The organism is Polaromonas hydrogenivorans (assembly GCF_040105105.1).
GTDB lineage: Bacteria > Pseudomonadota > Gammaproteobacteria > Burkholderiales > Burkholderiaceae_C > Polaromonas > Polaromonas hydrogenivorans.
Map to the genome: position 1 here is coordinate 1,233,716 of NZ_CP157675.1, position 12,233 is coordinate 1,245,948.

General features: G+C 64.1%; 8 protein-coding genes. 3 read left to right on the forward strand and 5 right to left on the reverse strand.

Annotated features, from left to right (window positions below; all coding sequences use genetic code 11):
• Window positions 1–53 precede the first annotated feature (53 nt).
• Window positions 54–2,669, forward strand: coding sequence for a bifunctional aconitate hydratase 2/2-methylisocitrate dehydratase (gene acnB / locus ABLV49_RS05780; RefSeq protein ID WP_349280693.1), 2,616 nt, complete (start codon window positions 54–56; stop codon window positions 2,667–2,669).
• A 107-nt stretch (window positions 2,670–2,776) separates the two neighbouring features.
• Here acnB and ABLV49_RS05785 read toward each other — a convergent pair whose 3' ends face one another.
• Both ABLV49_RS05785 and yegQ read right to left on the reverse strand, forming a co-directional pair.
• Window positions 2,777–3,457: an REP-associated tyrosine transposase gene (locus tag ABLV49_RS05785; RefSeq protein WP_349280694.1), complete on the reverse strand. Its 681-nt coding sequence runs from the start codon at window positions 3,455–3,457 to the stop codon at window positions 2,777–2,779.
• Window positions 3,454–4,821 (reverse strand): tRNA 5-hydroxyuridine modification protein YegQ, encoded by a 1,368-nt coding sequence (gene yegQ, locus ABLV49_RS05790; protein ID WP_349280695.1) that lies wholly within the window; start codon window positions 4,819–4,821, stop codon window positions 3,454–3,456. Before yegQ ends, ABLV49_RS05785 begins: the two co-directional genes overlap by 4 nt.
• Before the next feature lie 127 nt (window positions 4,822–4,948).
• Between yegQ and ABLV49_RS05795 the strand changes: the two genes are divergently transcribed.
• Both ABLV49_RS05795 and ABLV49_RS05800 read left to right on the forward strand, forming a co-directional pair.
• Window positions 4,949–7,918: an aconitate hydratase gene (locus tag ABLV49_RS05795; RefSeq protein ID WP_349280696.1), complete on the forward strand. Its 2,970-nt coding sequence runs from the start codon at window positions 4,949–4,951 to the stop codon at window positions 7,916–7,918.
• Between the two features lie 70 nt (window positions 7,919–7,988).
• Entirely contained in the window at window positions 7,989–9,266 is a 1,278-nt protein-coding gene (locus ABLV49_RS05800; protein WP_349280697.1) for an FAD-dependent monooxygenase, read from the forward strand.
• Window positions 9,267–9,350: 84 nt separating this feature from the next.
• Here ABLV49_RS05800 and kynA read toward each other — a convergent pair whose 3' ends face one another.
• From kynA to kynB, 3 genes are read right to left on the reverse strand one after another with little or no spacing between them, the layout of a single operon-like run.
• Entirely contained in the window at window positions 9,351–10,199 is an 849-nt protein-coding gene (kynA, locus tag ABLV49_RS05805) for a tryptophan 2,3-dioxygenase (protein ID WP_349280698.1), read from the reverse strand.
• 1 nt (window position 10,200) lies between these two features.
• Window positions 10,201–11,478, reverse strand: a complete 1,278-nt coding sequence (gene kynU / locus ABLV49_RS05810) for a kynureninase (protein WP_349280699.1) — start codon at window positions 11,476–11,478, stop codon at window positions 10,201–10,203.
• Between the two features lie 20 nt (window positions 11,479–11,498).
• Window positions 11,499–12,170 carry an arylformamidase gene (gene kynB / locus ABLV49_RS05815; protein WP_349280700.1) on the reverse strand — a complete coding sequence of 224 codons (672 nt, stop codon included), beginning with the start codon at window positions 12,168–12,170 and terminating at the stop codon, window positions 11,499–11,501.
• Between the last annotated feature and the right edge of the window lie 63 nt (window positions 12,171–12,233).

The window sequence follows — 12,233 nt, forward strand, 5'->3', positions numbered from 1 at the left end:
GTCCTCACCTTCAGTCCCCACCCTTACCCATAACTTTAATCAGAGGAATCGCGATGTCATCCGGATTTTTGCAAACCTACCGCAGCCATGTTGCTGAACGCGCCGTACTGGGCATTCCACCCCTGCCTTTGTCGGCCCAGCAGACCGGCGAGGTCATTGAACTGCTGAAGAATCCACCCCAGGGCGAAGAAGCCTTTCTGCTGGACCTGATCACCTACCGCGTTCCTGCCGGTGTTGACATGGCTGCCAAAGTCAAGGCCAGCTACCTGGCTGCCGTGGCCCACGGCACCGAAAAATGCTCCCTGATTTCGCGTGAAAAAGCCACGCAACTGCTGGGCACCATGCTGGGCGGCTACAACATCAGCCCGATGGTTGAACTGCTCGATGACGCGGAAGACAGCGTGGCCACGCAAGCGGCCAGCGGCCTGAAGAACACCCTGCTGATGTTCGACCAGTTCCATGACGTCCAGGAAAAAGCCGAAAAAGGCAACAAATACGCCAAAGCCGTGCTGCAAAGCTGGGCCGACGCTGAATGGTTCACCAGCCGCCCCGAAGTGCCCGAATCGATCCAGCTGACCGTGTTCAAGGTCGCTGGCGAGATCAATACCGATGACCTGTCGCCCGCGCCCGACGCCTGGAGCCGCCCCGACATTCCGCTGCATGCGCTGGCCATGCACAAGAATGCCCGTCCCGGCGTCACGCCTGAAGAAGACGGCAAGCGCGGCCCGGTCAGGTTCATCGAAGAACTCAAGGCCAAGGGCAACCTGGTGGCTTATGTTGGCGACGTGGTCGGAACAGGTTCCTCGCGCAAGTCCGCCACCAACTCGGTGCTGTGGTTCACCGGCGAAGACATTCCCTTCGTGCCGAACAAGCGCTTTGGCGGCGTCTGCCTGGGCAGCAAAATCGCCCCGATTTTCTACAACACCATGGAAGACTCGGGCGCGCTGCCCATCGAACTCGACGTGAGCCAGATGGCCATGGGCGACGTGATCGAGCTGCGTCCCTACGACGGCAAGGCGCTCAAAGACGGCCAGGTCATCGCCGAGTTCAAGCTGAAAAGTGATGTGCTGTTTGACGAAGTGCGCGCCGGCGGCCGCATTCCGCTGATCGTCGGCCGTGGCCTGACCGCCAAGGCGCGCTTTGCGCTGGGCCTGCCGGTATCAACCCTGTTCCGCCTGCCGCAGAACCCCGAAGACAGCGGCCGTGGCTTCACGCTGGCGCAAAAAATGGTCGGCCGCGCGGTTGGCCTGCCTGAAGGCCAGGGCGTTCGTCCCGGCACCTATTGCGAACCCAAGATGACCTCGGTCGGCTCGCAGGACACCACCGGCCCGATGACCCGCGACGAGCTGAAAGACCTGGCCTGCCTGGGTTTCTCCGCCGATCTGGTCATGCAATCGTTCTGCCATACCGCCGCTTACCCCAAGCCGGTCGATGTGAAGATGCACCACGAACTGCCCGACTTCATGAGCGACCGTGGCGGTATCCCGCTGCGTCCGGGCGACGGCATCATCCACAGCTGGCTTAACCGCATGCTGCTGCCCGACACCGTCGGCACCGGCGGCGACAGCCACACGCGTTTCCCCATCGGCATCAGCTTTCCGGCCGGCTCCGGCCTGGTGGCTTTTGGCGCGGCCACCGGCGTGATGCCGCTGGACATGCCCGAAAGCGTGCTGGTCCGCTTCAAGGGCGAACTGCAACCCGGCATCACCCTGCGTGATCTGGTCAACGCGATTCCGCTGTACGCCATCAAGGCCGGCTTGCTGACCGTCGCCAAGCAGGGCAAGGTCAACATTTTCTCGGGCCGCATTCTCGAAATCGAAGGCTTGCCAGACCTGAAGGTCGAGCAGGCGTTCGAATTGAGCGATGCCTCGGCCGAGCGTTCCGCAGGCGGCTGCACGGTGCACCTGAACAAGGAACCGATCATCGAGTACATCAACAGCAACATCACGATGCTCAAGTGGATGATTGCCACGGGTTACTCGGACGTGCGCACCATCAAGCGCCGCATTGCCGCGATGGAAAAGTGGCTGGCCGACCCGCAATTGCTCAAGGGCGATGCCGATGCCGAATACGCCGCCGTCATTGAAATCGACCTGGCCGACATCCACGAGCCTATCGTGGCCTGCCCGAACGATCCGGACGATGTGAAAACCCTGAGCGATGTGGCAGGCGCCGCCATCGACGAAGTGTTCATCGGCAGCTGCATGACCAACATCGGCCATTTCCGCGCGGCTTCCAAGCTGCTCGAAGGCAAGCGCGACATTCCGGTCAAGCTGTGGATGGCGCCACCGACCAAGATGGACGCCAAGCAGTTGAGCGAAGAAGGTCATTACGGCGTTCTGGGCTCGGCTGGCGCCCGCATGGAAATGCCGGGCTGCTCGCTGTGCATGGGCAATCAGGCCCAGGTCAAAGAAGGCGCGACCGTGTTCTCGACCTCGACGCGCAACTTCCCGAACCGCCTGGGCAAGAACTCGTTTGTCTATCTGGGTTCCGCCGAACTGGCCGCCATCTGCTCCAAGCTGGGCCGGATTCCGACCAAGGCCGAGTACATGGCCGACATGACCGTGCTGACGGCTGCCAGCGACAAGGTGTACCAGTACCTGAACTTTGACCAGGTCAAGGATTACACCGACATGGCCGATACGGTCAAGGACAGCGTGGCTGCATAAGCGCTTCGCCTTTCAATAAAAAAAGCGGCTTTCGGGCTGCTTTTTTTATGTTTGTTGCTATTTATTTGATAGCTACTTGCGCCCGTCTGTAAAGCGCAAATGGACTTTTATGCTTGAAGTTTGGCGCTGGAGAAGGGCCAGTCCTGGGCGGTTTGGCAAAGCCCGGCCTTGACCGGATTTTCGTGAATGTAGTGGATGACGGACTGCAGGTGCCGTTCATGGCGAATGTAGCGGTCCCAATAGTCCCGCATCCAGAAAGCATGGCCGGGGACGCCGAGCCCCAGCTCGGCATTGTGCAAAAGCGCCCAGCGCCCGGTATAGGATTTCCAGGACTGCACGATCTTGGGAAGTGACGTTGTGGGCTCAATCAGGACATGGACATGGTTGGGCATGATGCACCAGGCGATGAGCCGATAACGCTCGCCGTCGAACTTCTGCAGGGTGTCCTGCATGACCGCAGCCACCCGTGGATGGCGCAGCGCGCAGCATCCCATCCCGGCATCCATCCATTCTTCGATTTTTCTGCGCTGCTCGACACCCTGGGACGATAACGGCAGGAGGGCGATTTCCTGCGTCAGTTGCCTGAGCTTGTCCTGCGGTAGCGCATCCGTCAGGCGAAAGGTGATTGACTGCAAAATCTGGCTTGCATCGCAGTGCGGCAGATAGCCACGCGAGTACCAGCCCTTGAGTCCGGGCGTGGAAACCCCGGGAACGCCGGGAACGCCGAGCCCCAGCTCGGCACTGTCACCAAGGCAGCCGAGCTGGGGCTCGGCGTTCCCGGCGTTCATGCAAACAGCCGTGCCAGCAGCGCCCCGTCGGCCGGGGCCTCCAGAGGAATCCGCACCCGCAGCGGACTGCCCGAGGCCACGCTGATTTCTTCGCCGTCCAGGTTTTTCATGGCGGTGACCTGCACGCTGCGATTGCCGTCCGGGTGAATCACTTCCAGCCAGTCGCCGACCTGGAAACGGTTCTTGGTTTCCACTTCCGCCCAGCCGTCCTGCATCGCCTTGACTTCGCCGGCAAACTGGCTGCGGCGCATTTCAGAACTGCCGGTTTCGTAATTCTGGTAGTCCTGTGCCGGGCGCCGCTCCAGAAAACCGCTGGTGTAGCCGCGATTGGCCAGGCCTTCGAGTTCGGTGATCAAGGCCGGGTTGAACGGCCGGCCGGCCACGGCGTCGTCGATGGCGCGGCGGTACACCTGCGCGGTGCGCGAAACGTAATAGCCGCTCTTGGTGCGGCCCTCGATCTTCAGCGAATCGACGCCGATTTTCACCAGCCGGGCTACATGCTCGACGGCGCGCAGATCCTTGCTGTTCATGATGTAGGTGCCGTGCTCGTCTTCCATGATGGGCATGAGCTGGCCGGGGCGCTCTTTTTCTTCGAGCAGATAGACGCCATCGGCCAGCGGGTGGCGCGCACCGCTGCCGCAGCTTGAAAACGACTGCTCGGCTTCCTGCTGCGCCTCGGCAAAATCGAAGTCGCCTTCCAGTTTGAGTGGCAGCACCTCGCCCGAATCGGTCTGGTCGGTGCCGGCCTCGGGCGTGTAGTTCCAGCGGCAGGCGTTGGTGCAGGTGCCCTGGTTGGAGTCGCGGCGGTTGAAATAGCCTGACAGCAGGCAGCGGCCCGAATACGCCATGCACAGCGCGCCATGCACGAACACTTCGAGTTCGATGTCGGGGCATTCCTGGCGGATTTTCTCGATCTCGTCCAGGCTCAGTTCGCGCGACAAAATGATGCGCGCCACGCCCACCTTTTGCCAGAACTTCACGGCCGCCCAGTTCATGGTGTTGGCCTGAACCGAGAGGTGAATCGCCACCTCTGGCCATTGTTCGCGCACCATCATGATCAGGCCGGGGTCGGCCATGATCAGGGCGTCGGGTTTCATGGCAATCACCGGCGCTATGTCGCGCAGGTAGGTGCGCACCTTGTCGTTGTGCGGCAGCAGGTTGCTGGTGACAAAAAACTTCTTGCCGCGCGCGTGGGCCTCTTCAATGCCTGTCTGGATCTGTTCCAGACGAAACTCATTGTTGCGCGCGCGCAGGGAGTAGCGTGGCTGGCCGGCATAGACTGCATCGGCGCCAAAGTCGTAGGCGGCGCGCATTTTGTCGAGCGAGCCGGCGGGGAGGAGTAATTCGGGGGTCTTGAGCGTCATGCCGTGATTGTCCAGGCCTCGGGCTGAAAAGCACTTGCGCCCCGTCAATCATCGCGCTGTCCTATTCCTGATTGGCCCGCCGCCTGCCAGAATACGAGTTGCTGATTTATCAAAAAAGGAGTCCGCCATGGCCGATACACCCCTCAACGCCAGCCCTGTTTCGAAGGCTTCCCACGCGTTCGCATCCACCTTCCAGACCTTCCAGACGGCCTCTGGCAAGATCGGAAAGCTCTACTCCCTCCCGGCGCTGGCCGAGCAGTTCCCCATGGTCAAGCGCCTGCCGGTGTCCATTCGCATCGTGCTCGAATCGGTGCTGCGCAACTGCGACGGCAAAAAAGTGACGGCCGAGCATGTCGAGCAACTGGCCAACTGGGTGCCGCAGGCAGAGCGCAGCGCGGAAATCCCGTTTGTCGTCTCGCGCGTGGTGCTGCAGGACTTTACCGGCGTGCCGCTGCTGGCCGACCTGGCCGCCATGCGCAGCGTGGCCGCCCGCCTGGGCAAAGATCCAAAGGCCATCGAGCCGCTGGTGCCGGTCGATCTGGTGGTCGATCACTCGATCATGGTCGATTATTTCGGCACCAAGGATTCGATGGACCTGAACATGAAGCTTGAGTTCCAGCGCAACCGCGAGCGCTACGAGTTCATGAAATGGGGCATGCAGGCCTTTGACACCTTCGGCGTCGTGCCGCCGGGCTTTGGCATCGTTCATCAGGTCAACCTTGAATTCCTGGCGCGCGGCGTGCACAAGACCGCTGACGATGTGTATTACCCCGACACGCTGGTCGGCACCGACAGCCACACCACCATGATCAACGGCATCGGCGTCGTCGGCTGGGGCGTGGGCGGCATCGAGGCCGAAGCCGCGATGCTGGGCCAGCCGGTGTATTTCCTGACGCCCGACGTGGTCGGCATGGAGCTGACCGGAAAGTTGCGCGAAGGCGTGACCGCCACCGACCTGGTGCTGCGGGTGACCGAAACGCTGCGGCGCGAAAAGGTCGTGGGCAAGTTTGTCGAATTTTTCGGCGAAGGCACGCGCAGCCTGGCCTTGCCCGACCGCGCCACCATCGGCAACATGGCGCCCGAGTACGGCGCCACCATGGGCTTTTTCCCGGTCGATGAAAAAACCATTGACTACTTCAGGGGCACTGGCCGCACGGACGAGGAAATCGAAGCCTTCGAGGCTTATTTCCGGGCGCAAGGCCTGTTCGGCGTGGCCGCAGCCGGCGAGATTGATTACTCGCACGTCGTCAAGCTCGACCTGGACGATGTCCGGCCCAGCCTGGCCGGCCCCAAGCGGCCGCAGGACCGCATTGAGCTGGGTGATGTCGCCCGCCAGTTCTGCTCGCTGTTCAGCAAGTCGAATGCCGAAAACGGCTTCAACCAGCCAGCCGGCATGCTCAATACCCGGCATCTGCTGCGGCATACCGACGAAGGCCGGCCCGATGCCGTTCCCGCCGCGCCGCCCACTCCGGTGGGCGCCGAACGCTCGGTGGTCGAAATGGAGTCCAACCGTCCGACGCTGGCCACGGCGCATAAGCAGGACGGCGAAGTCGCCAGTGCCAGCGCCCCCGCCGCGCATGCCGCCGCCCAGGGCCTGACCGTCGGCAATGGCGACGTGCTGATTGCCGCCATCACCAGCTGCACCAACACCTCCAACCCCAGCGTCTTGCTGGCCGCCGGCCTGCTGGCCAAGAAAGCGGTCGAGGCCGGCCTCGGCGTGCAGCCGCACATCAAGACCTCGCTGGCGCCCGGTTCGCGCATCGTGACTGAGTACCTGACGCAGACCGGGCTCCTGCCGTATCTGCAGCAACTCGGTTTCGATTTGGTCGGCTATGGCTGCACCACCTGCATCGGCAACTCGGGCGACCTGACGGCCGAACTCAACGACGCCATCAACAAGAGCGACCTGGTCTGCGCCGCCGTGCTGTCGGGCAACCGCAACTTCGAGGCGCGCATCCATCCGAACATCAAGGCCAACTTCCTGGCCAGCCCGCCGCTGGTGGTGGCCTATGCGCTGGCCGGCACGGTCATGCGCGACCTGACCACCGAGCCGCTCGGCAAGGGCAAGGACGGCCAGGATGTGTTCCTGCGCGACATCTGGCCGGGCAGCGATGAAATCCATGCCCTGATGAAGTTCGCGATGAACGCCGAGGCCTTCCGCGCCAATTACGCCAAGGTCAAGCTTGAACCCGGCCAGCTCTGGGAAAACATCCACGGCGTGACCGGCAACGCCTACAACTGGCCGCTCAGCACCTACATCGCCGAGCCGCCGTTCTTCAATGACTTTGCTATGGAAATGAAAGCACCTTCCGCAAGCGGGACGGGCGCAAATAGCCAAAAGAATGAGTTTTCCGTGCAGGGCGCACGGATCATGGCGCTGTTTGGCGACTCGATCACGACCGACCATATTTCGCCGGCCGGCTCGATCAAGGGGAGTTCTCCCGCCGGCCTGTGGCTGCAGGCCCACGGCGTGCAAAAGGCCGACTTCAACAGCTACGGCTCGCGCCGTGGCAACCATGACGTGATGATGCGCGGCACCTTTGCCAATGTGCGCATCAAGAACCTGATGATCCCGGCGGGCAAGGACGGCTCGCGCGAGGAGGGCGGCGTCACGCTGTTCCACCCGGGCCACCGCACGCCGCAGAGCGTGATCGAGAAAATGCCGATCTACGACGCCGCCATGAAGTACATGGCGGAAGGCACGCCGACGGTGATTTTTGCCGGCGAGGAATACGGCACCGGCTCGTCGCGCGACTGGGCCGCCAAGGGCACGCAGCTGCTGGGCATCAAGGCCGTGGTGGCGCGCAGTTTCGAGCGCATCCACCGCAGCAACCTGGTCGGCATGGGCGTGCTGCCGCTGCAGTTCATGCCGGGCGAGTCGTGGCAGACCCTCAAGCTCACCGGCTCGGAGGTGGTCGATGTGATTCCGCACCCCGAACTCAAGCCGCAGAGCGAGGCCAAGCTGGTCATCACCCGCGCCGACGGCACGCGCCAGGAGGTCACGGTGATCCTGCGCGTCGATACGCCGATTGAAGTGGACTACTACCGCAACGGCGGCATCCTGCCGTATGTGCTTCGGCAACTGCTTGCGGCATGAGGGGCGCAGCTGAACATTCATTCAATCGCCGGGCGGCCGCTGGATCGGTAAACCCTGCAGCGTGCCGGGCATGACGCGGCAGGCCTTGATTGCCGGCGGCGGCATCGGCGGGCTGGCTGCTGCGCTGGCCGTGTCGCGCGCGGGCTGGGATGTGCGTCTGTACGAGCGCACGCCGGTTTTCAGCGAAGTCGGCGCCGGCGTTCAGCTCGGCCCCAATGTGGTCAGGCTGCTGCGGGGCTGGGGGCTGCAGGACGCCCTGGCGCGCGTGGCGGCCTTCCCGAACCGGCTGCAGGTGCGCGATGCCCTGTCGGGCCGTGAACTCGGCGTGCTGCCGCTGGGCGAGCGGGCGCTGCAAAAGTATGGCGCGCATTACGCCACCATTCACCGCGCCGACCTGCATGCGCTGCTGCTTGAAGCCGTGCAGGCGCGCGCCAATGTCTGGCTCAACCTGAACAGCGCCGTGGCCGGTTATGCCGACAGTGGGCGCGAAGTGACCCTTCAGGTCAAAGCGGTAGCGGTGGCCAGGCCGGAGGATGCAACAGGCGCGCAGCCGGCGCTGCTGGCGCCTTTGCTGAAGGTCGAGGGCGATGCGCTGATTGGCGCCGACGGCCTCTGGAGCCGCATTCGCCAGCAGATGCTGAGCGATGCGCCGCCGCGCGTCACCGGCCATCTGGCCTACCGCGCCATGCTGCCGCAGACCAGCCTGCCCGCGCGGCTGCGCAGCCGGCAGGTCACTGTCTGGCTGGGGCCAAAACTGCATGTGGTGCATTACCCGGTGCGCGGCGGTGAATGGCTGAACGTGGTGGTGATCGTGCAGGGCAATGTGGCTGAAGACCTGCAGAGCTGGGACCACAACGCCAATGCGGCCGACCTGCAGGAGGCCATCCGGCCCACCACGGCCCTGCTGCGCGACCTGATCCAGGCGGTGACGGACGGCGGCCACAGGGACGGTCCAAGCTGGCGCCTGTGGCCGCTGTGCGACCGGCCCCCCATGACCAGCGCGCGCCAGCATGCCCAGGGCCGCGTGGCCCTGCTCGGCGATGCGGCGCACCCGATGCGGCCCTACTTGGCGCAGGGCGCCGGTATGGCGATTGAAGATGCGGCCGAACTGGGCGCCGTGCTGGCCCAGGCGCTGGACCCGGCCTTTGACGTGCAGACGCTGCTGCAGCGCTACGCCCTGAACCGCTGGCAGCGCAATGCCCGGGTGCAGGCTGGCGCCATGCGCAACGGCCGGGTATTTCATGCCGAGGGGCCACTGCGCTGGGCGCGCGATGCCTCGATGAAGCTGCTGGGCGAAAGGCTGCTCGACATGCCGTGGCTCTACGGCGCTGTGCATCGCGTGGTGTGATTCGCTATCAAATAAATAGCTGATTGTGCAATAGGGACATGCGAAGAAGCCATTTTTCGCTTGAAAATGGCCTCTGCAAGCCGCCTACAAATCGGTGCGCAGCTTCCAGATTTCCGGAAACAGCACCACGTCCAGCATCTTGCGCAAATAGCTCACGCCACCCGTTCCTCCGGTGCCGCGCTTGAAGCCGATGACGCGCTCCACGGTGGTGACGTGGCGAAAGCGCCAGAGCCGGAACGCGTCTTCCAGGTCGGTGAGTTCCTCGCCCAGCTGGTACAAGTCCCAGTACCGCTTCGGGTCGCGGTACACCGTGAGCCAGGCGCTTTCCACCGCGTCGTTTTCGACATAGCCCTGGGTCCAGTCGCGTTCGGTGTGGCTGGCAGGCACCGGCAGGCCGCGCCGGGCCAGCAGGCGCAGCGCTTCGTCGTACAGCGAAGGCGCCTCGAAAGCGGCCTGCACCTGCGCCAGCAAGTCGGGCCGGTGCGCGTGGGGCTTGAGCATGGCGGCGTTCTTGTTGCCCAGCGCGAACTCGATGCAGCGGTATTGCGCACTCTGAAAGCCGCTGGAGCTGGCCAGATAGGGGCGGATGGCGCTGTATTCGGGCGGCGTCATGGTGGCCAGCACGTCCCAGGCGTGGACCAGCTGCTCCATGATCTTGCTCACGCGCGCCAGCTTCTTGAAGGCGCTGCCGAGTTCGTCCTGCGCCACGTTGGCAATCGCCGCGCGCAGCTCGTGCAGCATCAGCTTCATCCACAACTCGCTGGTCTGGTGCTGGATGATGAAGAGCATCTCGTCGTGCGCCGGCGAGAGCGGCTGTTGCGCGCCGAGGATGGCGTCCAGGTGCAGGTAGTCGCTGTAGCTCATGGACTGGCTGAAGTCGAGCTGCGCTTTTTCAGCGTGAACGATGTCGGCGGGTTTGGGGGTTTCGTTCATGTCAGGTCACCGCCTGCTTCTGGTTGAACCGGGTTTGCTGCCATTCGCCGGTTTCCAGCACCTGCTTGAGATGCTCGACCGCCAGCCACACCTCCTCAAAACCGATGTACAGCGGCGTGAAGCCGAAGCGCAGGATGTCCAGCTGCTGGTTGCCGTCACCGGTGCGAAAGTCGCCGATCACGCCCCGGGCAATCAGCGCCTGCACGATGGCGTAGGCGCCTTCGCTGCGCGTCAGGCAGACCTGCGAGCCGCGCTGTGCATGGCCGCGCGGCGTGGCCAGACCGAGGCCGTGGCCTGCGCAGCGCGCTTCGACCAATTCGATGAACAAATCCGTCAGCGCCAGCGACTTGGCGCGCAAGGCCGCCATGCCGCCCAGCGGCTGGGCCGCCAGCACCGTGTCGAGGCCGCATTCGAGCGCCGTCATGCTCAGGATCGGCTGCGTGCCGCACAGGAAGCGCGTGATGCCGGGGGCAGGGCGGTAGTCGGGCGTGAACTCGAAGGGCGCGGCGTGGCCCCACCAGCCGGCCAGCGGCTGCCAGAACCGGCTGGCGTGCCGTGGATGCGCCCAGACAAACGCCGGCGCGCCGGGGCCGCCGTTCAGATATTTGTAGCCGCAACCCACCGCGAAGTCGGCCTGCGCGGAGTGAAGCTCCACCGGCACGGCGCCGGCGCTGTGCGCCAGGTCCCAGACCGCGAGGATGCCGGCCCGGTGCGCCGCTGCCGTGACAGCCGCCATGTCGTGCATGGCGCCAGTGCGGTAGTTGACATGCGTCAGCATCAGCACGGCAACCTCGTCCGTCAGCGCCTCCGCGATGTCCTCGGGCTCGACCAGCAGCAGGCGCAGGCCGCGTTCCCGGCACAGCGCCTGGGCGATGTAGAGGTCGGTCGGGAAGTTGCTGCGCTCGCTGACCAGCACCTTGCGGCCGGGCGCCTCCTCACCCGCAATGCTGAGCGCCGCGCTCAGCACCTTGTAGAGGTTGACCGAGGTGCTGTCGGTGGCGACGACCTCGCCGGGCGCGGCGCCCACCAGCTGCGCGATCTTGTTGCCCAGGCGCTGCGGCGCATCGAACCAGCCGGCGCTGTTCCAGGAGCGGATCAGGCCCTGTCCCCATTCCCGGGTCACCGCCTCGGCCACGCGGGCGGCTGCGGTGTTGGGCAGCACGCCCAGCGAGTTGCCATCGAGGTAAATCACGCCTTCGGGCAGCGTGAACTGGTCGCGCAGGGCGCGCAACGGGTCTTGCGCGTCGAGCGCGCGGCAATCCTGCAAAGTAGTGGTCATGGCGTGAAGTCTCTTATGGTTCAGGAAAGCTCGCGCAGGATGGCGCGAACCGGCGAGGCGTCGGCCCGCATCAGCTTGAGCGGCAGGGCGATCAGTTCATAGTCGCCTTCCGGCACGTCGTCGAGCAGCAGGTTTTCCAGCACCCGCAGGCCGTGCTGGAGCAGTTGATGGTGGCTTGGCAGATCCTGGCTGGTGGCCGGGTCCACGCTGGGCGTGTCGATACCGATCAGCACTATGTTTTTAGTAGCTAACAATGCAAGCGTATCGGGCGCAACAGCAGTAAATGATGCCCAGGACTGGCTGGCGGCGCGGGACGTGCGCAGCAGCACCCGGCCGGGCAGCTTGTCCAGCGCGTGCGCAATGTGAACGGGCTCTACCAGCGGGCCGCAGTCCAGGCAATGGATGACGCGGCACGGCCCGAGGTAAGGCTGCAAATCGACCGCGCCAATCGCCGCTTCGCCGCTGGCGTAGTGCAGCGGCGCATCGGCATGCGCGCCGGTGTGCGGCGACAGCGTGATGCGGTTGACGTTGACCGGGCAGCCGGGCGAGCGTGAAAAATGCAACTGCTGCGAATAAGCGGTGTCGCCGGGAAACACTTCGGAGCGCTCGTCGAGCGGCGGCGAAATGTCCCAGATCCTCAGCGTCTTGGCCGGTGCGGCATGGCTTGGAAAATGGGGGGCTGGTTCAATCATGCTGCAAAGGTAGCACCGCCGAAAAACCCGTGGTGTCGGTTATTTCCAACAGGTTTTGAAAAT